Annotated in this window: 13 protein-coding genes; 11 read left to right on the top strand and 2 right to left on the bottom strand. The window is 71.7% G+C overall.

Annotated elements, in window-relative coordinates; all coding sequences use genetic code 11:
• Nucleotides 1-292: 292 nt before the first annotated feature.
• Together treS and MXD61_RS19995 are read right to left on the bottom strand one after the other, a co-directional pair.
• Entirely contained in the window at nt 293-2,104 is a 1,812-nt protein-coding gene (gene treS / locus MXD61_RS20000; RefSeq protein ID WP_248814998.1) for a maltose alpha-D-glucosyltransferase, read from the bottom strand.
• Nucleotides 2,101-4,116, bottom strand: a complete 2,016-nt coding sequence (locus MXD61_RS19995) for an alpha-1,4-glucan--maltose-1-phosphate maltosyltransferase (protein ID WP_248815066.1) — start codon at nt 4,114-4,116, stop codon at nt 2,101-2,103. Before MXD61_RS19995 ends, treS begins: the two co-directional genes overlap by 4 nt.
• Before the next feature lie 662 nt (nt 4,117-4,778).
• Here MXD61_RS19995 and MXD61_RS19990 point away from each other — a divergent pair.
• The 11 genes from MXD61_RS19990 (at nt 4,779) to acs (ending at nt 25,818) form a co-directional block, all read left to right on the top strand.
• The gene (locus tag MXD61_RS19990; protein ID WP_163547736.1) at nt 4,779-5,354 is read left to right on the top strand and encodes a TerD family protein; all 576 of its coding nucleotides are present in this window, start codon (nt 4,779-4,781) and stop codon (nt 5,352-5,354) included.
• 214 nt (nt 5,355-5,568) lie between these two features.
• On the top strand, nt 5,569-6,744 hold the full coding sequence (locus tag MXD61_RS19985) for a DUF475 domain-containing protein (protein WP_248814997.1): 1,176 nt from the start codon (nt 5,569-5,571) through the stop codon (nt 6,742-6,744).
• 249 nt (nt 6,745-6,993) lie between these two features.
• Nucleotides 6,994-7,671, top strand: a complete 678-nt coding sequence (locus tag MXD61_RS19980; protein ID WP_248814996.1) for a Tellurium resistance — start codon at nt 6,994-6,996, stop codon at nt 7,669-7,671.
• 563 nt (nt 7,672-8,234) lie between these two features.
• Nucleotides 8,235-9,878 (top strand): hypothetical protein, encoded by a 1,644-nt coding sequence (locus MXD61_RS19975; protein ID WP_248814995.1) that lies wholly within the window; start codon nt 8,235-8,237, stop codon nt 9,876-9,878.
• A gap of 91 nt (nt 9,879-9,969) precedes the next feature.
• Nucleotides 9,970-11,640, top strand: a complete 1,671-nt coding sequence (locus MXD61_RS19970) for an Hsp70 family protein (RefSeq protein ID WP_248814994.1) — start codon at nt 9,970-9,972, stop codon at nt 11,638-11,640.
• A 372-nt stretch (nt 11,641-12,012) separates the two neighbouring features.
• The gene (locus MXD61_RS19965) at nt 12,013-16,095 is read left to right on the top strand and encodes a zinc ribbon domain-containing protein (RefSeq protein ID WP_248814993.1); all 4,083 of its coding nucleotides are present in this window, start codon (nt 12,013-12,015) and stop codon (nt 16,093-16,095) included.
• 754 nt (nt 16,096-16,849) lie between these two features.
• Nucleotides 16,850-18,508: a glycosyl hydrolase gene (locus MXD61_RS19960; protein WP_308222802.1), complete on the top strand. Its 1,659-nt coding sequence runs from the start codon at nt 16,850-16,852 to the stop codon at nt 18,506-18,508.
• 369 nt (nt 18,509-18,877) lie between these two features.
• Nucleotides 18,878-20,185, top strand: coding sequence for an HpcH/HpaI aldolase/citrate lyase family protein (locus MXD61_RS19955; RefSeq protein ID WP_248814991.1), 1,308 nt, complete (start codon nt 18,878-18,880; stop codon nt 20,183-20,185).
• Nucleotides 20,185-22,803 carry a phosphoribosyltransferase gene (locus tag MXD61_RS28970; RefSeq protein ID WP_374629250.1) on the top strand — a complete coding sequence of 873 codons (2,619 nt, stop codon included), beginning with the start codon at nt 20,185-20,187 and terminating at the stop codon, nt 22,801-22,803. The genes MXD61_RS19955 and MXD61_RS28970 overlap by 1 nt, the downstream gene beginning before the upstream one ends.
• Before the next feature lie 44 nt (nt 22,804-22,847).
• The gene (locus tag MXD61_RS19940) at nt 22,848-23,747 is read left to right on the top strand and encodes a sucrose-6-phosphate hydrolase (protein ID WP_248815064.1); all 900 of its coding nucleotides are present in this window, start codon (nt 22,848-22,850) and stop codon (nt 23,745-23,747) included.
• Nucleotides 23,748-23,874: 127 nt separating this feature from the next.
• Nucleotides 23,875-25,818, top strand: a complete 1,944-nt coding sequence (gene acs, locus MXD61_RS19935) for an acetate--CoA ligase (protein ID WP_248815063.1) — start codon at nt 23,875-23,877, stop codon at nt 25,816-25,818.
• Nucleotides 25,819-25,892: the final 74 nt, after the last annotated feature.

The following is a 25,892-nucleotide window of genomic DNA, read 5'->3' as shown; positions in this document are numbered from 1 at the left end:
CGGTCCCGCAGTCGACGATCATCATCGCACCTAACGTCGAATATCCCGAAAATACCTTTCCTTGTCCGTACTACGCCTACGCAGCGCGCCGACACCGGTCCGGACCATCCCCACCGCGTCGGTCGTCCCTCAGCTGAGCATCCGTTGGCCGCGCCACGACGCCGACACCGACGCCGACGACGGCCAGCCCGACCCATCCGGCATCGAACAGGTCCGGACGGATCGGGATGGTCGGCGGGGCGATCGGCGGGGCAACCGGAGCGGCAGTGTACGGACTGGACGTGGACAGGGCTCAGGGGGTGAATTCCCCCGGTCTGGACAGCGCGAACCAGTAATGTCCGTGACCTGGCAAGGTCAGCAGGTACGGCAGGTCGCCGATCGGCGGAAAGTGCACCCGTCCCAGCAGTTCGACGGGGAGCATTCCCTCGAAGCGGCGCAGGTCAAGCTCCACTGGCTGGGCGAAGCGTGACAGGTTCGCCACGCACAGCACACTGTCGTCGCCGAACTCGCGCACATAGGCGAACACCGAGGGGTTGGACGCGCCCAGTTCCTCGAAGCTGCCCAGGCCGAAGACGGGATGCCGCTTGCGTACCTCGATCATCCGCCGTGTCCAGGACAGGAACGAGGTCTGGGTGCGCTGCCCGGCCTCGACGTTGAGTCCCTGGTAGCCGTAGACCGGGTCCATGATCAGCGGCAGGTAGAGGCGGGCCGGGTCGGAGGTGGAGAACCCGGCGTTGCGGTCGGGCGACCACTGCATCGGGGTGCGAACACTGTCGCGGTCACCCAGATAGATGTTGTCGCCCATGCCGATCTCGTCGCCGTAGTACAGCACCGGGGAACCCGGCAGCGACAGCAGCAGCGCGGTGAACAGTTCCATCTGGTCGCGGCTGTTGTCCAGCAGCGGCGCGAGCCGGCGGCGGATACCGATGTTCGCCTTCATGCGGGGGTCCTTGGCGTACTCCGCCCACATGTAGTCACGCTCGTCGTCGGTGACCATCTCGAGGGTGAGCTCGTCATGGTTGCGCAGGAAGATGCCCCACTGACAGTTCGTCGGAATCTGTGGGGTCTGCGCCAGGATCTCCGAGATCGGGTAGCGCGACTCACGCCGGACCGCCATGAAGATGCGTGGCATCAACGGGAAGTGGAACGCCATGTGGCACTCGTCGTCGGCGCCGAAGTACTCGACGACGTCGGAGGGCCACTGGTTGGCCTCGGCGAGCAGCACCCGGTCGGCGTACTTGGCGTCGACCTCCTTGCGGACGCGGCGCAGGTACTCGTGCGTCTCGGGCAGGTTCTCGCCGTTGGTGTTGTCCCGCACGTACAGGTAGGGCACCGCGTCGAGGCGGAACCCGTCGATGCCGAGGTCCAGCCAGAACCTCAGGACCTCGAGCATCGCCTCCTGGACGTCCGGATTGTCATAGTTGAGGTCGGGCTGGTGGGAGAAGAAGCGGTGCCAGTAGTACTGGCCGCGCACCGGATCCCACGACCAGTTCGACTTCTCGGTGTCGACGAAGATGATCCGGGCTTCCGGATAGCGGGTGTCGGTGTCGGACCAGACGTAGAAGTCGCCGTAGGGGCCGTCCGGGTCCGAACGGGACGCCTGGAACCACGGATGCGCGTCCGAGGTGTGGTTCATCACCAGGTCGGCGATGATCCGGATGCTGCGGCGGTGGGCCTCGTCGACGAGAGCCACGAAATCGCCCAGGTCGCCGAACTCGGGCAGGACCTGGAAGTAGTCGGCGATGTCGTAGCCACCGTCGCGCAGCGGCGACGAGTAGATCGGCAACAGCCACAGGCAGTCGACGCCGAGCCACTCGAGGTAGTCGAGCTTGGAGATCAGTCCGCGGATGTCGCCGGTGCCGTCCCCGTTGGAGTCGGCGAAGCCGCGGATCAGCACCTCGTAGAACACCGCGCGCTTGTACCAGTGCGGGTCGCGGGGGGACGGGCCGACCGGCCCGGACGGTGCCGGCCCCGGTCCCGGTGCCGGGCGCGGGGCCTCGGCGCCGATCCGCTCGCTCAACGGCTCCGGCTCGGTGTTGACGATGACCTCCGCCTCGACGAACGCGCCTTCGGATGGCCGGCCGGGGCCGAGCGCGTCGCTCATGACCGGGTCCGCACCGTGAAGATGTGCGCGGACTCCACCGTCGGGTCGAGCCGGACGTAGTTGTGCCGGCCCCACTGGTAGGTCGCCCCGGTGATCTCGTCGGTGACCTCGATCGTGTCGTCCCAGCCGAAACCGAGCGCGGGCAGGTCGAGATGCACCGTGGTCTCGTGGGCCTGGTGCGGATCGAGGTTGACGACGACGAGCACCGTGTCGGTGTCGGTGTCGGTGTCGGTGGCGGTGGCGGCGTCGGTGGCGGGCAGGCGCTTGGAATAGACCATGATCTGTTCGCTGTCGGCCTGGTGCAGGTGCAGGTTGCGCAGCCAGTGCAGGGCAGGGTGGGCCCGGCGGATCTGGTTGAGCCGGGTCAGGTACGGCGCGAGCGAGAGCCCGGCCGCCTCGGCCCCCGCCCAGTCCCGCGGCCGGTACTGGTACTTCTCGGAGTCGAGGTACTCCTCGCCGCCCGGTCGGACCGCGAGGTTCTCACCGAGCTCGTACCCGGCGTAGACACCCCAGGTCGGCGACAGCGTCGCCGCGAGCGCCGCCCGCAGGCGGAACGCCGCCGGCCCGCCGTCCTGGAGGAAACCGGGCAGGATATCCGGGGTGTTGACGAAGAAGTTCGGCCGCATGTAGTGCGCGGAGGCGACCAGTTCGGTCGCGTACTCCTCCAGTTCCCACTTCTCGTTGCGCCAGGTGAAGTATGTGTATGACTGAGTGAAACCGACCTTGGCCAGTGTGTGCATCATCGCCGGCCGGGTGAAGGCCTCGGCGAGGAAGAGCACGTCCGGTTCGGTCGCCTTCACCTGGCCGATGAGCCATTCCCAGAACTCGACCGGCTTCGTGTGGGGATTGTCGACCCGGAAGATGCGCACTCCGTGCCCGGTCCAGTACCGAACCACCCGAAGGATCTCCTGGTAGAGACCGTTCGGGTCCGCGTCGAAGTTCAGCGGGTAGATGTCCTGGTACTTCTTCGGCGGGTTCTCGGCATAGGCGATGGATCCGTCACTGCGCACGACGAACCACTCCGGATGGCGCTTGGCCCACGGATGGTCCGGCGCGCACTGCAGGGCGAGGTCGAGGGCGATCTCCATGCCGAGCGAGCGGGCCCGCGCGACGAACAGGTCGAAGTCCTCGATCGTGCCGAGGTCCGGATGCACGGCGTCGTGGCCGCCGTGCTCGCTGCCGATCGCCCACGGGGAACCCGGGTCGTCCTCACCCGGAGTGAGGGTGTTGTTCGGGCCCTTGCGGTTGACCTCGCCGATCGGATGGATCGGTGGCAGGTACACCACGTCGAAGCCCATCGCGGCGACCGCGGGCAGCCGCTCGGCGGCGGTCAGGAACGTCCCGGAGCGCGGCGGGTCCAGAGTGGCACCCTCCGAGCGCGGGAACAGTTCGTACCAGCTCCCGTAGAGCGCCCTGGGCCGGTCCACCCACACCCGGTACAGCGGGGAGCGGGTGATCAGCTCGCGCAGCGGAAACGCGTCGAGCAGGCTCACCAGGTGCGCGTCGAGCACGGCAGCGATCCGATCATGAGGATCACCGAGCGCATCGTCACGTAGCGTGGCCACCGCCCGGGCTATCTCCGCCCGCCGCCCCTCCGGTACCCCTGGCAGCGCCCGCAGCAGCAGCCGGGCACCGTCCTCGAAGTCGACCGCGAGCTCGTCACAGCCCTGCCCCGCGCCGACCTTCAGCTCGATGCCGTGGCGCCAGGTGGCGACGGGATCCGCCCACGCCTCGACGCGGAATCCCCACAGGCCACTTCCGCCCACGGTGATTTCCGCCTCGAAGCGGTCGGTGCCCGCGCCGACCACCCGCATCGGAACGTAGGGCGTGCCCTGGCCGTCGGGCCCGGACAGCACCACGTTCGCACCGATGAGATCGTGACCCTCCCGGAAGACGGTCGCGCCCACGGTAATTCTCTCGCCCACGACCGCGCGCGCGGGCCACTGGCCGCACGACACGACCGGGGTCACGTCGGAGATGACAACCCGGCCTACTGAACGTCCGATCATCATGGCGACCTTATCCAGACGAACCACGCCTCAATGGTCCGCCCTGCACGTGGCGAATAGCGACACCTCTACGTGAACTGCCCGCGACCATCGCGTGGGTGAATGTTGGCGTCGAGGTGGGTCAGTCGGCACCGTCCGGATGGTCTGCACTGCTGCCGATGTTCCCCAGTTGCCAGGCGTACGAACGTCCGAACCGCGTCTGTTGTGCGGTTCGGCGTGGACTTTCGCGGCCAGACCGCGGCCACGCGGCGGTCTGGCCGAGCCCACCGCAGGTGCCCGGGCGTTGGGTGCACGGTGTGGATGCGTCCATCGGGTCGGTGGCCGAGTTTCCAGTCGTGTTACGGCGGCCCCGCGTGTTACGGCCACGTGACCAATCTCCTCGGGGGGTCGCCGGGAACCCTGCGCGGCGCTCGTTCGTCCCGCAGTGCACACGGAGCTTGGGGGATCTGCGCTGACGGGCACCGCATCGAGGCCACTGTCGCACGGCCGGGCACGGCCGCGGCGGTGCGCGGGCGTACCCGGGTGCGGCCGCACGGGGGCGATCGCGCCCGGCAGTACGCTGCCGGCGCCTGGTCCGAACCATGGCACCGGGTGACCACAGGGCACACACATCGCAGCCGACCGAACCTCGACGGTGGTCGGCGGACGCAGGAGGAGAGAGCACAGTGGGAGTAAGCCTCAGCAAGGGCGGCAACGTCTCGCTGACCAAGGAGGCCCCCGGTCTGACCAGCATCCTGGTGGGTCTGGGCTGGGACGTGCGCAGCACGACCGGTGCCGACTTCGACCTGGACGCCAGCGCCATCGCCTGCCGCGCCGACGGCAAGGTCGTCTCGGACGGGCACTTCATCTTCTTCAACAACCTCAAGAGCCCGGACGGCGCGATCGAGCACCAGGGCGACAACCTCACCGGTGAGGGCGAGGGCGACGACGAGGCGATCACCGTCAACCTGGGCTCGCTGCCCACCGAGATCGACAAGATCGTGTTCCCGGTGTCGATCTACGACGCCGAGTCGCGCCAGCAGAACTTCGGCCAGGTCCGCAACGCCTTCATCCGGGTCGTCAACGGGGCCGGTGGTACCGAGATCGCCCGCTACGACCTCACCGAGGACGCCTCCACCGAGACCGCGATGGTCTTCGGTGAGGTCTACCGGCACGGCAGCGACTGGAAGTTCCGCGCCGTGGGCCAGGGCTACGCCTCCGGTCTCGCCGGCATCGCCCGGGACTTCGGCGTAAACGTCTGAATCCGGCGCCTGCTGTAACCCATTTGTCAGGTCGCGCACCCCTGGTGAGCGGCTACGATGCCGTCGACCGCCGACCTGGGCCGATGGCCTCGGGATCGACGCGGTCTCCGGTGACTTCGAGCGACCCGGTGGATCCGACGGACCGCGGATCCACCCGCGCGGTGTGGCCGGGTGACCGTGGTCTGGCGATCGGTCCGGAAAGGTGTTGGTGGGCGTGCACGCCTTGAGGATCTTCGGATGGTCCTTTGCAATAACCGCGCTGGGGGTGGCCGCGGCCGGGGTGCTCGGCGGGCCTCGGGACGCGGCCGTCGTGGCCATCCTCGCGATCCTGGAGATCAGCCTCTCCTTCGACAACGCGGTGATCAACGCCACGATCCTGCGCCGGATGAGCGAGTGGTGGCAGAAGATCTTCCTGACGCTCGGCGTGCTCATCGCCGTGTTCGGCATGCGGCTGATCTTCCCGATCGTGATCGTGGCACTGACCGCGCATCTGAGCCCGGTCGATGTGTTCGACCTGGCTCTCAACGACAGCGCGCAGTACGCGGAGAAGCTCGGGGACGCGCATCCGGCCATCGCCGCGTTCGGCGGGATCTTCCTGTTCATGATCTTCCTGGACTTCCTGTTCGATCCCGAGCGGGAGATCCAGTGGATCAGGAAGCTGGAGGAGCCGCTGCGTCGGGCCGGCCAGCTGGACGTGATCCCGATCGTGGTCGCGCTCGTGGCGCTGCTCGTCGTCGGTGAGGCCTTCTCCGGCGACCACACCCAGCAGGTGCTCACCTCGGGTGTCGCGGGTCTGGCCACCTACCTGGCGGTGCGTGGTCTCGGGGAGTTCTTCGAGGCGCAGGGGATCGGCGCCGAGGATGACGGTGCTGACGACGACAGCGCCGTGGGCGGCGCGGTGGCGGCCGGGGACACGGCCGCACCCGCCCGTTCCGGTGGGACGCCCAAGCTGGTGCTCGCCACCGGCCGGGCCGCCGCCTTCCTGTTCCTCTACCTGGAGGTCATCGACGCCTCGTTCTCCTTCGACGGGGTCGTCGGCGCGTTCGCGATCTCCCAGAACATCTTCGTCATCGCCGCCGGTCTCGGCATCGGTGCCATGTACATCCGGTCACTGACGGTGTACCTGGTCCGGCGCGGCACCCTGTCCGAGTACATCTATCTCGAGCACGGTGCGCACTACGCGATCGGCGCGCTGGCGATCATTCTGGCCATCTCGATCGAGACCGAGGTGCCGGAGATCATCACCGGCCTGGTCGGCGTCGCCTTCATCGGCCTGGCGCTGGTGTCCTCCATCCGACACCGCCGCAAGGAGGCCGTGGCCGGGGGTGACGACGCCGGGCGGGACGACGAACCCGACACGTCCCGCGAGCCGGCCCCGGCCCCGCTGTAACCGCACTTCCCGCACGTCACCGCACTGCCCGCACCTCCTGTAACACCTGGGCACACGGCGTTATCGCACGGCCCGCTTGACCGCGCTGCTTCTGGGACGGCCCTGTCCGTGGGACGACGGACAGGGTCTGGAGCAGCACGCAACGGATGTGACATCGTCGGGAGCATCCAGTGATCTGACTGACATCCGGTATCCGCGCAGGCGCCCGGCGACCGCGCAGGTACCCGGCGACCGCGAGGGAGCGGATCCATGGGCATTGACTACTCGAAGCGTCCGGCCACGCCACCGGCCGGCTCCGGCCCGGTGTCGTTGAGCAAGGTGACGCTGACCAAATCCACCCCGACCGTCTCGCTGAGCAAGCAGGGCGGCGGCGGTCGACTGCACGTGAACCTGAACTGGAACCAGAACCCCGCGTCCGGCGCCCCCAAGGGTGGCTTCCTCAAGCGTGTCCTCGGCGCCGGCTCCGGCGGCATCGACCTCGACCTGGCCGCGCTGTTCGAGCTCTCCGACGGCCGCTCCGGCGTCGTGCAGGCGCTCGGCAACGCGTTCGGCTCGTTCGACGCGGCGCCGTTTCTCAACCTCGACGCGGACGACCGGACCGGTGCCGCGACCGGCGGGGAGAACCTCTACGTCAACCTCAACCAGATCGCCCAGATCCGTCGGGTGCTCGTCTTCGCCTTCATCTACGAGGGTGTGGCGTCCTTCGACCAGGCCGCCGCCGTGGTCACCCTGACCCCCGCGCAGGGGGCCCCGATCGAGGTACGGCTGGACGAGCAGGCGGGCGGGTCCCGGATGTGCGCGATCGCGCTGTTGACGAATACTGGCAACGACTTCAGCGTCAGCCGCGAGGTCCGGTATGTCAGCGGGCATCGTGAGCTCGACAAGGCATACGCATGGGGTCTGAACTGGACCGCCGGCAGTAAGTAGGACACGCCGGTACCTCGCGATGACCCCCCCGGTCCCGCCGCCCGGCGGCGAGGAGGATCGTTTTCCGATGTTCCAGCCACGCCGCGACCCCGCCCCACGAACCGAGCGGACGAGCTGGTTTCCCACCGCGTCGGCGCGCCACGGGTCGTCGCAGGAGCGTGACGACCCTGTCGCGTATCCGGACTCCCACGGCGCCGACCCGCGCGACGCCGCCCCCGGCGGGACCGACCCACGCGACGCCGGGTCGGCGGGGACCGACCCACACGAACTGCGCGACGTACGTGACGCCAACCCGCGTGCCGGGGGGGTGGCGGGTCCCGGCACGTCCGTGGACCCGCTCGACGTCCGTCCACGGCACGCGGATCCGCGGGTGTCCGCGGGCTTCGCGTCCGGTCCCTACCGGCCTGGGACACCCCGGGGACCTGGCCGCCGCGTCGGCTTCCGCCGCGGGTGCGCCGTCGCCGGCGGACCCGTCGGGGGGCGGGCGGTACCCGGAGGTCTCGCCGCCGACCGGACCGTCGGGTTATCCGAGCGCGGCCGAGCATCCGGACCGGGGGCGCTCCGTGGACCCGCTTGGCCACGCCGGCCCGACCCCGCCCGGGGCACACCGACCCTGGGGCCCGTCCGGGCAGCCGGCCAGCCTCAGCAGCTTCTTCGGTCGCCTGGCCGACCGACGTCCCGGCAAGGACGAGGAGCCCGAGGTGGAGCGGGCCGACGACGACGACGCGCCCGTCCGGCCCACGCCGGTCGATGACTCCGCCGCCGCGGGCCCGCCGGACTGGGACGCCCCCTCGGTGCCGGTGGGCATCCGCGGTTTCCCCGCGGGGCCGACCGGGACCGCCGGGCCGGTGGACGGCGCGGGGTCAGGGGGGTACCGCAGGTACTCCGACGATGACGGCGCCTACGGTGGCCGTGTCCCGTACGACGACCACGACGGTGAGCCGACCGAGACCGGTGGGTATGCCGGCGAGTACCCCGGTTCCGAGCGCTATCTCGACTACGCGCACCCCCCGAAGCCGTCCGGATACCCGGAGCCCGCCGGATACCCGGAGTCGCCTGCCTACCCCGGGTCGGACGGCTACCCCGAGGTGGCTGGCTACCCCGGGTCGGACAGCTATCCCGAGCCGGACGTCTACCCCAGGTCGGACGTCTACCCCAGGTCGGACGGCTACCAGAGCCGCGCCGACCACGCGGATGCGTCCAGCTACCGGGGTCCATCCGACGAGCGGGACCACGTCTCCGACCCGGCATACGTCTCCGACCGGTCATACGTCTCCGACCGGTCATACGGCTCCGACCAGAAATACGGCTCCGAGCCGACATACGACACCGGTCAGGACCACGACGCCTCCCCGGCATACGCCGCTGAGCCGGACCGCGGTGGCGGTGCGGAGTTCGATCACCGCGGCCGTCCCGATCATGACCGGGGTGCCCGCGTGGATGACCAGCGGGCCGTCGGGGAGGGGTCGGGTGGGGCCGAGGTGGGCGCCCCCAGCGGGATAGAAGAGCCGCCCGGATCGGGCTACGCCGGGCGTGGGATGGGTGAGGGTTCCCCGGCCGGCGACGGGGACGGGCTGGTCGTCGTCGAGACGCTCGAGGCGGCGGCGTCGCGGCCGGACCCGGTCGAGGACGCGCCGGGCACCGCCGCGACGACCGCTGACCACGGCGATGGCGATGGCGACGGCGACGGCGACGAACCGGATGTACCGACCGCGATCCTGCCGACGGTCGATCTGCTGGCGGGTTCGGTGGGCGCGGTCCAGGCCGTGGCGCTGGAGCGGCTGGCCGGTCGGGTCGACGAACTGGCCCGGCTGCGCCGCCACGACGCCGAACTGGTCGACCGGCTGCACTCGGAGAACAGCCGGCTGCGCTCCGGTGAGCTGACCGAGGCGATGGCGCCGCTGCTGCGCGGGCTGATCAGGCTGCACGATCAGATGGGTAGCCTGGGGGCGGACGATCCACAGAGCGTCGCGGGCATCCTGCGCAAGCAGTTGCTGCAGGTGCTCGACTTCGCGGTGGACGTGCGTCCCTACACCGCCGTTCCCGGCGGAACCTTCGATCCGGCCCGGCATCTGGGCGTGCGCCGCGTGCCCACGGACGATCCCGGGCGTGACGGCACGATCGCGCGCACCGTGCGCCCTGGCTTCGTCCGCGGCGAGACGACCGTCGTGCGACCCGCGGAGACCGAGGTCTACCGCGCGCGCTGACGGCTCGCCCGCTCGCCTGCCCGGGCTGACAGAGCCCCGCCCCTGCGCGGGCGTGAGATGTTGACCTTGTGTGAAAGGGAGAGTCCAAACGGTGGCGGGTACCAAGGTGTTCGGGATTGACCTGGGCACGACCTACTCCTGCATCGCCCAGGTCGACGAGTACGGTCGGCCGGACGTGATCCGCAACATCGAGTCGCAGCCGACCACACCGTCGGTCGTGCTCTTCGACGAGGGCACCGAGGGCGAGACGTCCTTCGTGGTCGGGACCCAGGCGAAACGCCAGGCCCGGATTCGCCCGGACGACGTCGCCCGGCTGGTCAAACGGCACATGGGCACGTCCGACTGGCGGTTCGTCGCCCACGACGTCGAGTACAGCGCCGCGGCCGTGTCGAGCCTGGTGCTCAAGGCGCTGGTGGCCGACGCGGAGCGGGCGGCCGGTGTGCCGGTGACCGACGTCGTCATCACGGTGCCGGCGTACTTCGGCGACGAGGAGCGCAAGGCGACCAAGCTCGCCGGTGAACTCGCCGGGCTCAACGTCGTCGACATCATCAACGAGCCGACCGCGGCCGCGTTCGCCTACGGCTTCGGCCAGGAGGGCGCCCAGGAGTCGACCGTGCTGGTCTACGACCTCGGTGGCGGCACGTTCGACACGACCGTCATCCGGCTCAGCGAGGGCGCGATCACGGTGGTGGCCACCGACGGCGACCACGAGCTCGGCGGGGCGGACTGGGACAACGAGCTCGTCCGGTACCTGGCGCAGAAGTTCACCGAGGCGGAGCCGACGGCGGGTGACCCGCTCGACGACGTCTACGACGAGCAGGAGCTGCTGTCGGCGGCCGAGGACGCCAAGCTCGCCCTCTCCGGACGCGACAGCGTGGACGTCCTCGTCGTGCACAAGGGGCACCGGGTCAGTGTGCCGGTGACCCGGGCGACCTTCGAGGAGATCACCGGGCCGTTGCTGCGTCGCACCCTGGAGCTGACCGGGTCGGTGCTGGCCCGGGCGCGGGAGAAGGGCGTCGAGCAGATCGACCTGTGTCTGCTGGTCGGGGGGATGAGCAAGACCCCGATGGTCGGACGCGGCCTGCAGGAGTCCTTCGGGCTCACCTCGCGGCTGGTCGACCCTGACCTGGCCGTGGCCAAGGGCGCCGCGGTCTACGGGCAGAAGAAGGCGCTGGAGCTGGCCGTCCACTCGGACCTGGTGGCCAGTGGCGCGCTGCGCCCGGATCAGGACCTGGCCGCGGCCCAGGACGCCGACGTCGAGCGGGCGGCCGCGGCCAGCGCCGACGAGGCGGGGCTGGCGGCCGCGTCCGTCGTGGATCTCGTCCGCACCAAGGTGACGAACGTCACATCGAGGGGATTCGGGATCTTCGCCGAGGACCGTGGAGTTCCCGTCGCGGCGTTCCTGGCGCATCAGAACGACCCGCTGCCGATCTCGGTGGTCCGCACGTTCTACACGGTCACCGACGACCAGGCCGAGGTCGATATCCGGGTCTTCGAGCAGGGCACCACCACGGAATCCAAGGAGATCGAGGACAACAAGGTGATCGTGGCCGGCGCGATCACCGGAATTCCCCCCGGTCACCAGCGTGGGACACCCGTGGAGGTCACCTTCGCGATGGCGGGGGACCAGACCATCCGGGTTACCGCATCGCACGAGGGTGCCGCCACTCCGCTGGTGCTGCAGGTCGAGGCGGGGGTCGGCTCGGACCGGATGCGGGCCACGGAATCGGCCAAGGTAAGTCTGCTCAAGCGCCGGGACTGAACCGGACAGGCCGACTACCTGCACTTCTTAACAGTATTAACGAACTAACAAAACGCTAACAGTTACGAATTTGTAGTAATCCACTTTCACCCGCGCTTACGGGCGTCGCTGGAGAAGTCAGTAAGGTTCTGGCCCGGGCACCAGGTTGGGTTCGGGAACGAGTGCGACGGCCATGCCGATGCCACTCGATCCCGAACCTGACCGCGATGTCCGCGACGTCCAGGCACCTGGCCCGGCGTCGCTCACTACTCTCGGATGTGGGCCTGCGGGTGTGGAACGGTTGAGCTGCCGTTCCGCGTACCGCGTTCGGCGCCCGGGGGGCCGGGCGGGTCACCGACCGGTCCGACGGGCAGGTGGGACGAAGGTGGATCGTTGAGCGCGGCGTTCGATGGCAGCGGGTACCGCCAGCGCGTGCTGGCGCCGTTGCGGGCGAGCTCCTCGGTGGAGACCGCTGATCCCTTCCTGATCGCCGGCCTCGACCCCACGGTCAGCCACAGCGACTTCGAGGTCGGCACGCAACTGGTCCGGGTACTCGCCTTTCTGCAGCGCGAGCGCAACTCGGCCAAGTACGCGACGCTGGCCACGGAACTCGTGCGACGGCGGGCCGAGTGGGAGGAGCCGCTGCGCGAGGCCTACTCGCGTGAACAGGTACGGGCCCGGGTGCTGGCCGCCCGGCGCAGCGGTGACGTCGAGCGGCTGGCGAAGGTGGACGGCTACCTGGCCACCGTGCGGGAGCGCTTCGGTGGCATCCCGGCCTCCCGGGTCGAGGGCCTGCGCCGGCTCGCCGCGGCAGCCGGTGTGCCCGCCGCGGAGTTCGACGCCCGGCTCGGGCGCGAACAGCTCATCGTCGACGGGGCCGGCGGTGGCATCAAGCCACTGCCACGCGAGGTGCGCAGCCAGATCGCCCAGCGCCTCGGTGAACTGCGCAGCCTGCGCGGCGGCGACCGGGTCTCCAGCGCCTCCCTGTGGGCGTTCCTCGGCCTGACCCCGGACGCCTCACCCGAACGACTGCGCGCCGCGCACGCCGCGGCCACGGCCGCCAACAACCGCCGCCCGCACGACCGGGAGAAGACGGTCGCCGCCGACCTGCTCGCCCTGGTCTGGGCCCGGCTGATCGAGGGCGACCCCGCCGCCTACACCGTGGGCCTGCTGGCCGACGCCGCCGACGAACTGCGCCCCGCCGTCGAGGAGCACGTCGTGCTCGACGGCGAGCTCACCGCAGTCGCCTTCGAGGGACTGGTCCGGGCGGCGCTGGCCACCGGCCGCGGCCTGACCGCGGCCCAGGCCAAGTCGGTCGTCCTCGGGGTCACCCGGGAGCTCGGCGCCGCGGTGAACGTCGGCGGGGTCGTCGACTACGTCGTCTGTCCCGGCTGCGGTCGTCCCGAGGCCGCCGGCACGGCCCAGCACTGCCGCTACTGCGACACCGACCTTTACACCACCTGCCCGTCGTGCGGCACCTTCACCGAGGCCGCCGCCGTGGTCTGCCGGCACTGCGGGCACAGCCTGCGCCAGGCCAAGGAGGCCGCCGAGGCGCTGGCCGCGGTACGCCGGGCCCTCGAGGGCGGCCAACCGCGAACCGCCGGTGAGCTGCTCGCCGCCGCGCGTCCGGTGCTGGTCGCCGTCGGCGGCCCGGTCGCCGGCGCCGCGGAGGAACTCGGCGCCCGGCTGTCCGCCGCCCTCGGCGCCGCCGACGCCGGCTGGCGTGCCCTGGTCGAGGCCCGCGCCGCCAGCCGCGCCGACGCGGCCCTCGCCGACGCCCGCTGGCTTGCCGCCCAGGCCGCCGACGTGCCCGGCCCCGACGGCCGCACCCCCGGCGAGGTCCTCGGCGAACTCGTCGCCGCCGCCGCCGTCATCGGCCGCCGGGTCGAGGCCGCCCGTGGCCTGCCCCCGCAGGACCAGGAGGCGGCCCTGGTCGCCGTGCTCGCCAGCGCCGCCGACAACCGGGAGGCCCTGGCGGCCCTGGCCGCGCTGCCCCTGCCACCACCGAGCGACCTCACCGCCACCCCCGGCCCGGACGGCTCGGTGCAGCTGCGCTGGCGGCCGTCGCCGTCGGTGTGCACACCGGTGTCCTACCGGGTCGAGCGGCTGCTGCTCGTCGACGGCGGTGGCGCGGCGCTGGCCCGGCGCGGCCTCGGTGCCACCCGCGCCAGCGAACTGTCGGACGCGGGCGCGCCGGCCTGGACACCGGTGCGCTACGAGGTGACCGCCGTGTGCGGCGAACGCCGCTCCGAGCCGGTCGTCACCGCCCCCGTCGTGTGCACCCGGGACGTCCGCGAACTGCGCGCCGAACGCACCGCCACCGGCGTCCGCCTGCAATGGCGTCTGGACGGTGGAACTCCGCCCGTCACCATCGAACGGACCGTGCGCACCGCCTCCCTCGCCAGCCGCCCGCCCGCCGCGGCGGATACGCAGGCGGGTTCCCCGGAGTCGGTGAACCCGCCTGCGCCGGCCCCCGCCGGAGCCGGTGTGGGCGCTGACCACGAGGCACCGCGGCAGGCCAGGATCGCCGGGAACGGCTTCCACGACCTGGACGTGGTCGCCGGGGTCACCTACCGCTACCGCGTGTTCGTGGAGTACCCCGACGCCTCCGGCGCGCCCGCGCACACCGAGGGCATCCAGGCGGAGATCGAGGTGACCGACCGTCCGCGGCCCGTGCAGGACCTGCGCGCCGTCACCGCCGGTGGGCGCACCACCCTGCGCTGGACGCCACCGTCTGGCCTGGAGGTTCGGATCTACGCGGCGTCCGTCCCGCCCGTCCCGGGCGGCCCGGGCGGTCTGACCGTCCCCGGATCGGGTCCGCTGCCCCTGGGCGGACTCGGCGCCGAGGGCGACGAGGTGCCGCTCGGGGCGATCACCGGCCCGGTGCGTCTGGTGTCCGCGAGCCGTGGCGGGCAGGCTGTCGAGTCGGCGCCGGTCGGCGAGGTCGTCTACACCCCGGTGACGGTGTACGGCGACGTCGTGGTCGTCGGCCGGGCGCTGCGCCACGTGGTCATCGAACCGGTGCGCGACCTGCGGGCCAACGACCGCGGGGACGCGATCGTGCTGTCGTTCCAGATGCCACCCGGGGTGACCGAGGCCAGGGTGCTGTGGCGGCGCGACCGTGCGCCGAGCGGTCCCGACGATCCGCTCGCCGCCAGCGCCCGGGTCACCAACACCAGCCTGGAGATCAAGGGCGGCTGGCATCTGGCCGCCCCCGCCGACGGCTGGGCCTACCACGTGGCCGCGTACCCGATGTACCGGGCCGGCGGGATCGTCCGGGTCGCCGGCACCGGCGTGTGCGTCCTGGCCCGAGCCGCCACCCGCGTCGACCCGCCGCCGATGGCGGCGCCCGCAGGGTCGGCCACGACGACCACCGGTGGGCATCCGCTCGACCCCGACCCGATCACCGCGCCGCATCCCCTGGGTGGCGTCCACTCGATGAGCGGGCCGGCCGCCGCGGGCCGGCTGCAACCGGTCGGCGGGGTGCGACCCGTCGGTCACACCGCCCTGCCGACCGCGCCGACGCATCGACCGCGGACCATGTCGGGACCGCGTCCCGGTCACGCGGCGCCGGCCACGGCGGGTGGTGGCGGCGCCGGGTCCGGTAGTACCGGGTCCGGGGGGCCACTGCCACGGCGTCGGCCCAGCCCGTTCGCACCCCTGGACGCGGTCACCGGGCCACTGCCCGTGCGGGACGAGCCCACCGCGCCGGCCGGCCCGATCGCTCCCCTCACCTCGCCCGCCCCCGCGGCCTCGCCGGCCCCGCTCGGTTCGCCCGCGAACCTGGCCGGTCCGGCCAGCGGACCGATGCCCGTCATCCCGGCCGGCCCGGCCAGCACCGGGCCGACCGCGGCCGCCTCCTTCGTACCCGCCGGTTCACCGGTGGCCGCACCCGCCGCCGAGGCGGGGGCCGGCGCGCAGGCCGCGACGACCGGCACGGGCCCGACGACCGGCACGGGACCGTCCGAGGAGCTCGCCATCGCGGCGGGCGGGCCGACGGTGCCCGCCACCGGGCCGCTTCCCCCTGTCCCGGCCGATGACGGGGGCCAGCCGGAGGTCGCGCAGGAGATCGGACTCGCCCGGGCGTTCGGCGCCGGGGCCGCGTTCACCGCGGCGGCGCGACCGGGGACCGGGGGAGCGGGAGAGGGCGCGCCGGCCGGGACGGCACTGCCCATGGTCACCTACTCGGTGAGCCGGTCGGGTTGGCGGCGCCGGACGATGCGCGTGCAGGTCCACACCTCCGGACCGGTCGGTGAACTGATCCTGTACGCCCGGCCGGGCACCGCCCCGCCGCGGGCCGCCGCCGAGGCCCACGAGCTGTCCCGGCTCGCCGCGGTGGACCAGTCCGTCACCCGGACCATCGACGTCACCCTGGACGGCGCCCAACTGCCGTGGGGTGTGCGGCTGCTGCCGGCGCTGCACCCGAGCGGCTGGACGGTGGCACATCCCGCCGACGAGGACCTGATCGTCCGCTGAGTCCGCTGGGCCTGTTGGGTTCCGCGCGGTTCGCCGGGGGCCGCCGGGCCGGTGCGGCGGCCCGGTCAGGCGGACGTTGGGGCCAGGACGAAGGGCCCGTGTTCGGACGGAGATCACACCGGGGTCACATGGCCGGGCGTACGGAGTGCATATATCGGCCTTGTGTTGTCTTGGTGTAGTTCATATGTGGAGATGTCGTGCCAGATCGGCAATGATGGTGCTACCACGGAAAGTATTCGCCCAAGCGACGTTCCTCGACGCCTGCGGTGCGTTTACGATTGGTCCCATCACGTGCAGTTCCAGTACCGATCTGGTGGGTATCTGACATCGGATCGGGGCACCTGTCGGTTCGTCCTGATCGCGTGGCAAGGGTCGGCCGGCATCACGAACGGGCTGCTCCGTGCAGCCCGCCTGGCAGCACAACGCTGTGCCGTCGAACCCGTAGGGAACGCTGAGCGGTCGCATATCGCGGCCAGCGCGGAGGGGACGTTCCAGCGGCGGTCGTGATGCGGCCCGGTTCGGTGGTCGATCGGTGCCGTTTCCGACAGGTGTGTCGACTCTCGCCCTCACCGAAAGGCAGCGCGCGAGCATGGCCTCGACCCCTCGTCGCCGACCTACCCCTCTGGTCGGCCGCCCGGTCTCTCCCTTGTCCCGTGGTGGGCCGGGCCGTTCCCGTGCCGCCCACCGTCGATCCCGACCGTCCCGTCGACCCATCCTTGCCGGCACCCGTCTCGGCCTCGCCACGGTCTTCATCGTGGGGTTGCTCCAGGCGACGATCTCCCCCGCGACCGCGGCCCCCCCGGCCCCGACCGCGGCCTCGACCCCGGGTGGCGACACCGCCGCCTCGGCCACGCCGGTCCCCGGTGTTCCGCTCACGACGATGACCCCGAACACCACCAGCCGGATCGCGCTGGTGCTGTTCGACGAGGACATCGTGCTCGTCGGCGGTCGTGGTTTCGCGCCCGACGGCGACGTCTCCGTCGCCGCTCTGACGACCAGGCTCGGCGGCAGCGCGTTGATCCGCTCCGACGCCGACGGCCGGTTCATCCTCGGCTTCCGCGTCCCGCCCGACTTCAAGGGCGCGGTCAACGTCAAGGCGACCCAGGGCGGCACCGCCGCCGACGGCTCCCTGGACGTCGTCGGTCCCGAGGCCGCCGCCGCGGAGTTCAAGGCCGCGCCACCGCTGCCGAACCTTCCCGTCGGCTCCAGCGGCACCTCCTCCGGTACGACCGGGTCCGCCACCGCGGCCCCGACGGCGACGGCCACCCCAGCCACCTCCGACGCGAGCACGGCGGACGTCCCGCGCCCGACCGCCGCGACTCCCTCGGTCACGCTGAAGCCGACACCCTCGGCCCGCCCGACGACCGGCCCGACCACTCCGACGACCGGGCCCCCGACCGTCTCGCCCGCGACTCCGGCGGCGACCACGCCCGCGACCGCCCCGGCGGCAGTCGCCACCACGGCGGCCGCGGGCGGCACCTCGTCCGGTGCGGTCGCGGGCAGCGGCGCGGGTGACACCCGCGGCGCCCAGTCCGGTCTGCCCTGGATGTCCGGCTACCAGTCGCACCAGTTGGCCTCGCTCACCCAGTTCGGCAACTGGCGGGGCCGGGCCAACGACCTGGTGCACGTCTACACCACCCGCACCGCCGGGTGGAGCGGCCTGGTCGACCCGACCTCGCTGATGGACCAGTTCAAGTCCTTCCCGGGCAAACTGCTCATCAGCGAGCCGACCTACCCCCAGGGGCAGGGCAGCAACGGCGAGTGCGCCAAGGGCGCCTATGACGAGCAGTGGAAGAAGCTCGGGACCTCCCTGGTCGCCCACAACCGAGCCGACTCGATCGTCCGGATCGGCTGGGAGTTCAACGGGACCTTCATGTACTGGCACAGCGACTCGGACGCGGCAGCGTTCAAGACCTGCTTCCAGAAGATCTCCAGCGCGATCCGCTCCACCGACCCGCAGGTCAAGATCGACTGGACGTTCAACGCGCACGCCTCGCCGGTGCCCAGCGGTAACAGCCCGTGGAGCGCCTACCCCGGCGACGAGTACGTCGACTACGTCGGGATCGACTCCTACGACCACTTCCCGCCGTCCAAGGACGACGCGACCTGGAACAAGCAGTGCGAGGACGTCAACGGCCTGTGCTACGTGATCCGGTTCGCCCAGCAGCACGGGAAGAAGGTCGGCGTCGGCGAGTGGGGCGTGGCGTCCTGCTCCGGTGACGGCGGCGGGGACAACCCGTTCTACATCAAGAAGATGTACGACACGTTCAGGTCGGCCGGGACGACGATGGGCTACGACGCCTACTTCGCCGACGCGGCCCCGGGCAACGTCTGCTCGACAATCATGAACGGGGGTCAGAACCCCAAGTCCGCCGCCGAGTACAAGACGCTGTTCGGTGGCGGCTCGGGCTGATCCCGGCAGCTGCTGATCCCGGCCGCCGGTCCCGCGCCCCGCGCGGGCGAAGCGCGGCCGGTCACCCAGGGGCCACGCCTCCCGATGTGGGCGGCGTGGCCCCTGCTGTCCTTCTCCGTGCCAGGCCCCGGGTGGACGCGATGATGACCGTCGAGTGACAGAAGAGTGTCATCTGGTTGAGGGTCGTCATGGTCTGTCGCTGGGCCTACCCGGACGGGTAGCGTCACCCCAAACGCGACGTTTCACGATCTTGTCGTTTTCGGGGCGGGGTCCGGGGATGGGACACCGGGCGCCGCGCGGGCGACAGTCAGGACGAAGGTCAGGACGAGGGTCGGGCGACGTCGCCGCGGGAGACGAGGAGATCGCCGCGTGCGCCACTTCGCCTTCCTCGACCCCTCGGTGGTCGAGGCTTTGTTCTACCGGCCGCCGGAGGAGATCCCCGCCGACGGCGACCGCCGGCTGCTCGCCACGGCGCTCGGCGCCACCCTCTACGCGCCCGGCACCCGGTTCCAGCTGGCCCACGACGTGCGGCGCCAGACCGCCGCCGGGGTGACGTCCATGGTGCTGTGCCTGGAGGACGCGATCGCGGACACCGAGGTCGCCGCCGCCGAGACGAACGTCGTCGCGGCGCTGCGCGACCTCGCCGACGATCCGCCGCGCTCCGGCGCCGGCATGCCACTGCTGTTCGTCCGGGTCCGCGCCGTGAGCCAGATCCCCGATCTGATCGGGCGGCTCGGGGCGGCCGGGGCGGCCTGCCTGGCCGGGTTCGTCCTGCCGAAGTTCTCCGAGGAGGGCGGCGAGGTGGCGCTCGAGGCGGTGCTGCGAGCCGCCGACACGATCGGCCGGCCGTTGTGGGCGATGCCGGTGCTGGAAAGCCCACCGGTGATCAACCGGGAGACCCGGGTCGAGGCGCTTGGCGCCGTGCGCCGGCTGGTGGACAAACACGCCGACCACGTGCTGGCGATCCGCCTGGGCGCCACCGACCTGTGCGGCCTGTTCGGCCTGCGCCGTGACCGCGACCTCACGATCTACGACATCGCCGTGGTCCGCGACTGCATCGCCGACATCGTGAACATCTGCGCCCGCGGCGGTGACCACATCGTGACCGGCCCGGTGTGGGAGTACTTCGCCGCCGCCGAGCGGCTGTTCGTCAGCTCCCTGCGGGTCACCCCGTTCGAACAGGTCGAGGGCGTCGACGGCGAGCAGGCCGTGCGGATGCGCAGCGCTCTGGTCTCCTCCGACCTGGACCGGCTCATCCGCGAGGTCGTCCTCGACCGGGCCAACGGCCTGTGCGGCAAGACGGTCATCCATCCCAGCCACATCCCCGCCGTGCACGCCCTGCACGTGGTCAGCCAGGAGGAGTATGCCGACGCCGAGACCATCCTCACCGGCAACGCCCAGACCGGGAACGCCGGTGGGGTGCGCCGCTCCGCCTACGCCAACAAGATGAACGAACTCGGCCCGCACCGGGCCTGGGCCGAGGCCGTCCTGCGCCGGGCCCGTGCGTTCGGGGTGCTGCGGGAGGGCGACACCTTCGTCGAGGTCCTCGCCGCGACCGCCGCGGCCGCCGCGAGCATCGCCTCCGTCGGCTCTGTCGCCTCCGTCGGCTCTGGTGGCTCTGACCGCCGCGAGCCGGCCGCCGTCCACGTCGCCGCCGAGAACGCTGGAGTGCTCTGATGACCACCACCGCGGGTCCGGCGACGGACGCGGGCTGGCTGTGGTCGGAACTCGGCCTGGTCGCCGAGGTGACCGCCGACATCGACGGCGGCGGTCTGGACGCCCTCGTCGGCCTCGCCCTTCGGCGCAACCCCCGCCGGGCGCACCTGCTGGTCAGCCGGGTGCTCGGCAAACACCTGCCGGTCGACCCGGCCACGGCCCTGGCCGCCGGGGCCCGTCTCGCCGCCCAGGTCCGACGCCTGCCCGGCCTCACCGCCCCCGGTCTCACCGCCCTCGGCCCGGCTGCTGCCGGCCAGGGTGCCGTCGGCCAGGGTGCCGTCGAGGACGGGCCGTTGGTCATCGGCTACTGCGAGACGGCGACGGCGCTCGGCCACGTGGTCGCCGACGGCCTGCCGGGCAGCCACTACCTGCACACCACCCGCCGGGACACCCCGGGTGTGCCGCCGGTGCTGGAGTTCACCGAGTCGCATTCCCACGCCTCGTTCCACTGGCTGGTCCCACGGGACCCGGCGATCCTGCACGACACCCGTCCGATCGTGCTCGTGGACGACGAACTGTCCACCGGACGGACCGCGCTCGGCACGATCCGCAGCCTGCACGCCCACGCGCCCCGCGGCCACTACGTGGTGGCGGCGCTGGTCGACGCCCGTCCGGCGCTCGCGCAGGTGGCGTTCGCGGAGCTCGCCGCCGAACTCGCGGTCCGCATCGACGTCGTCTCCCTGATCGCCGCCACCGTCGCCGTGCCACCGGACATCGCCGAGCGGGCCGCCCGCATCCGCGCCCGCTTCGCCCCGCTCCCCCCCGAGTCGGACTCCGAGTCCGGCCGCGAGTCCGGGCTCGCTCTCGGTTCCTCCTCGCCGGTGCGCCGGCTGAGCGCGTCGTGGCCGGCGGATCTGCCCGATGGCGGGCGGTTCGGCTGGTCGTCGCATGACGGGCGCCGGCTCGACGCGCTGCTCGACCCCCTCGCCGCGACCGTGCGGGCCGCCCTGACCGTGCCGTCCGGGCGCACGCTGGTGCTCGGCACGGAGGAGTTCATGTACGTGCCGATGCGCATCGCGCGGGCGCTCGCGCGTGGCGGTGCGGGGGACGTCCGCTACCAGTCGACGACGCGCTCCCCGGTGCATCCCCTGGACGCCGACGGCTGCGCGATCCGCAGCGCGCTCACCTTCCCCGCACCGGACGACCCGCGCCGGGTCAGCCACGTCTACAACGTGCGTCCCGGCCGCTATGACGACATCGTCGTGATCGTCGACGCGGGTGTGGACGCCAGCGCCCCGATCCCGGTCGCCGACCCGTCCGGGCTCGTCGCCCGGCTCCGCGCGCACGCCCCCGTCACCGTGCTCACCATCGCCGCCCAGCCTCCGGCCCCCCGCCCGGCCGCACCGTCGCCGCCACCCCCCGCCGCCGCCCGTCCAACCGGTCCCGACACCGCCGCGACCAGCGCCGATGGTGGCCTCCCTCTGAGGGGACAGAACGCTTCCATGACCACGCCAGTGCGCACGATCGGGTCGGGGTCCTACGACCCGGCGGACGTCACGTTCCTGCTCACCGACCTCAGCGACGTCGACCTCGAACGGCCCACCGAGGACCGGGAGGAGGCGATGCAGGCCGGCCGGCACTACTCCGAGGATCTCCCGGTCGAGTACCAGCCCGACGACAGCTACCTGCGGCTCTACCACCAGGCACTGGAACGGTCGGCCCGGCGGGTGGCCCTGGCCACCGGTGTGGTCGCCGAACTGGTGCGGGTGACCAAGCCGGAGCCGGTGCTGGTGTCGATCGCCCGGGCCGGCACCCCGGTCGGCATCCTGATGCGTCGCTGGTACGGCTTCCGCCACGGCCTGGACGTCCCCCACCACGCCATTTCGGTGATCAAGGATCGGGGGGTGGACATGAACGCCGTGCGCCACCTCACCGACCGCTTCGACCGCGCCGCGCTCCAGTTCGTCGACGGCTGGACCGGCAAGGGCGTGATGACCCGGGTGCTCACCGAGGCGCTGGCAGGTCTCGGCCTGGACGACACCCTCGCCGTGCTCGCCGACCCGGCTCGCTGCGTGTCCCTCTATGGCACCCGCGACGACTTCCTCATCCCCAGCGCCTGCCTGAACTCGACCGTCAGCGGCCTGGTCAGCCGCACCGTCCTGAACGCCGAGCACATCGGCCCGGACGACTTCCACGGCGCCAAGTTCTACCGTGACCTCGCCCCGCACGACCTGTCCCGCCACTTCATCGAGACGGTCGCCGCGCAGTTCGACGCGGTCGCGGACGAGGTCGATGCCACCTGGCCGGCCCTGTGGGCCGCCGACCGCACGCCGACCTGGGAGGGCTGGGCGGCGGTGGAACGGATCGCCGCCGACTACGACATCCCCGACGTGGTCATGGTCAAGCCCGGTGTCGGCGAGGCCACCCGGGTCCTGCTGCGCCGGGTGCCCTGGCGCATCCTGGTCGCCCCCGACCGCCTCGACGAACTCGCCCATGTGCTCGCCCTCGCCGCCGACCGCGGGGTCCCCGTCGAGGAGCGGGCCGACCTGCCCTTCTCCTGCGTCGGCCTGGTCCGTCCACTCGGTGCCACCCCCACGTTCCACACCCCCGGGGCCCGCTGGCGTCCCCCGACCACGTGAGCACCGTCGAACCGGTCGCCGCCGGGTCGTGCCTGCCCGGTTCCGTGACCGCCGGTTCGGCGACCGCCGGCGCCGGGCCGCTCCACCTGGCCGCCCTTGACCTGGACAAGACGCTGATCTTCTCCGCCCGTTCGCTGCTGCTGCCCATCCCGGTCGCACCCGCGGAGACAGCGGGTGCGGCGGGTGCCGCGGGTGCCGCGGTGGTGGTGCGGGAGGTGGAGCGGTACAACGGCGCGCCGCAGTCCTACGCCACCGCGCGGGAACTGGACCTGCTCGCCGAACTGGACCGCGTCGCCGTCGTCGTCCCCGTCACCACCCGGACGCTGGCCCAGTACCGCCGGGTCGACCTGGGCATCCGGCCGAGGTACGCGATCGCCGCCAACGGCGGGCACCTGCTGGTCGACGGCGAGCCGGACCCCGCCTGGGCGGCCACCGTCGCCGCGGACCTCACCGACTGCGCCCCACCTGCCACGATGCTCGCGCTCGCCGAGCGGTTCGCCGCCGGCTGGGCCCGCACGGTGCGCGCCGCCGACGACCTGTTCGTCTACGTGGTCGCCCACGACCGCCTCGACATCCCCGATCTCGCCGCCCTGACCGCCCAGGTCGAGGCGGGCGGCTGGTCGGTGTCCCAGCAGGGCCGCAAGGTCTACCTGGTGCCCACCGCCCTGACCAAGCAACGGGCGGTGGACGAGGTGCGCCGTCGCACCGGCACCCGGGTCCAGCTGGCCGCCGGTGACTCCGTGCTCGACATCCCGATGCTGCTCGCCGCGGACGCCGCCGTCCGACCGGCACACGGCGAACTGCACGAACTCGCCTGGACAGCCCCCCATGTCACGATCACCGCGGACGCCGGCGGACGGGCCGGTGAGCAGCTCCTGAGCGCCCTGCTGGCCCAGGTCCGCGCCGACGGCCGCTGCGATGGCGGGGCGGTGGTGCCGGCCTGACGGTGAACAATCGTGGTATACCGGAGAGCCGTTCCCAGGACACAGCGACGTGGGAGGAACCGTGACCGACGTGGAAGCCACGCCCGAGGCCAGAACCGAGGTCTCACTCGAGCGCACACTCGAGGCAATGTTGGCGGTGGAGCGGTTCGAGCCACCGGCCGGATTCACCCGCCGCCGTCACATCGAGGCCGACCAGGCCGCCGCGGACGCCGACCTCGAGGGGTTCTGGGCCGACGCCGCCCGTGACCTGCTCACCTGGGAGACCCCGTTCACCCAGGTACTCGACGACAGTAATCCGCCCTTCTACACCTGGTTCGCCGACGGGACGCTGAATCTTTCGGTGAACTGCCTCGACCGGCATGTCGCCGCCGGTCGCGGTGAACGCGTCGCGTTCCACTGGCGGGGGGAGGAGGGGGAACGGCGCGACGTCACCTACGCGCGGCTGCTCGCCGACACGCAGGCGTTCGCGAACGGGCTGCGTCAGCTGGGTGTCCAGGCCGGGGACGTCGTCGGGATCTTCCTGCCGATGATTCCCGAGGTGGCCGTGGCGATGTTGGCCTGCGCCCGCATCGGGGCGGTGCACAACGTGGTGTTCGGGGGGTTCGCGCCGTCCGCCGTCGCGGAGCGGATGGCGGTGTCCGAGGCGAAGGTGCTGGTAACGGTCGATGGGGCGCGGCGCAAGGGGAAACGAGCCGAGGTGAAGGCGGCGGTGGACGCCGAACTCGGCGAGCTGCCGGCGCTGGCGCACATCGTGGTCGTGCGCGGGCCGGGAGAACACCCCGGTGTGGTGCCGATGACGGCGGGGCGCGACGTCTGGTACGACGAACTGCTCGCCGCCGCGGAACCGGACTGCCCGGCGGTGGCGCTGCCCGCCGAACATCCGTTGTTCATCTTGTACAGCTCCGGTTCCACGGCGAAACCGAAAGGTATTCTGCACACCACCGCCGGCTATCTGCTGGGCGCGACCTACACCCACCGCATGGTGTTCGACATCGACGCCGACACCGACGTGTACTGGTGCTCCGCCGACGTCGGCTGGATCACCGGCCATTCGTACATCGTGTACGGACCATTGTCAAACGGCGCGACGTCCGTCATGTACGAGGGGGCCCCGGACTATCCGGATCGGGATATCTGGTGGCGGATCATCGAGGAGTACCGGGTCACCGTGTTCTACACGGCGCCGACCGCGATCCGGACCTGCATCAAATGGGGGCCGGAGTTTCCCGGCCGCCACGACCTGTCGTCGCTGCGGGTGCTGGGGACGGTCGGCGAGCCGATCAACCCGAAGGCCTGGCTGTGGTACCACCTGGTGATCGGCGGCGGCCGCTGCCCGATCGTCGACACCTGGTGGCAGACCGAGACCGGCTCGGTGCTCATCTCACCGCTGGCGGGCGTCACGGCGACCAAGCCGGGGTCGGCGACCCGTCCGCTGCCCGGCATCAGCCCGGCGCTGTTCGCCGAGGACGGTAAGCCGCTCACCGAGGGCACCGGCATCCTGGTGATCACCAGACCGTGGCCGTCGATGCTGCGCACCCTCTACAAGGACGACGAACGGTTCGTCGAGACCTACTTCTCCCGGTTCGGTCCGTCGACGTACGTGGTCGGCGACGCGGCCCGGCTGGACGCCGACGGCTACTTCTGGATCATCGGCCGGATCGACGACGTGATCAACGTGTCGGGGCATCGGCTGTCCACCGCCGAGGTCGAGTCGGCGATCGTCGCCCACGAGGCGGTGGCCGAGGCCGCCGTCGTCGCCGAACCCGACGAGCAGACCGGGCAGGCGATCGTCGCGTTCGTGACGCTCGCCGGGGAGCGGATCGGTGACGCCGAGGTCGAGGCGCAGCTGCGCGACCATGTCGCCCGGCGGATCGGCAAACTGGCCCGGCCACGTCGGATCATCTGGGCCGACGACCTGCCCAAGACCCGCTCCGGCAAGATCATGCGCCGTCTGCTGCGCGATGTCGCCGCCGGCCGCGAACTCGGGGATGTCACGACCCTGCGCGACCCGGCCGTCATGGCCGTCATCGCCGACCGGGTCCGCGGCGCCCGCGACGACGACGAGGAGTAGCCGCCCCGGCGCGCCCGGCCGGACGGTCAGATGAGCCGTCCGGCCGGGCGAACCGCGCAGGAACGTGACCGATC

The organism is Frankia sp. AgPm24 (genome assembly GCF_023243055.1).
GTDB classification, from domain to species: Bacteria; Actinomycetota; Actinomycetes; order Frankiales; family Frankiaceae; genus Frankia; species Frankia umida.
The sequence above is the reverse complement of the archived record's forward strand: the minus strand, read 5'-3'. Positions and strand labels throughout refer to the sequence as shown.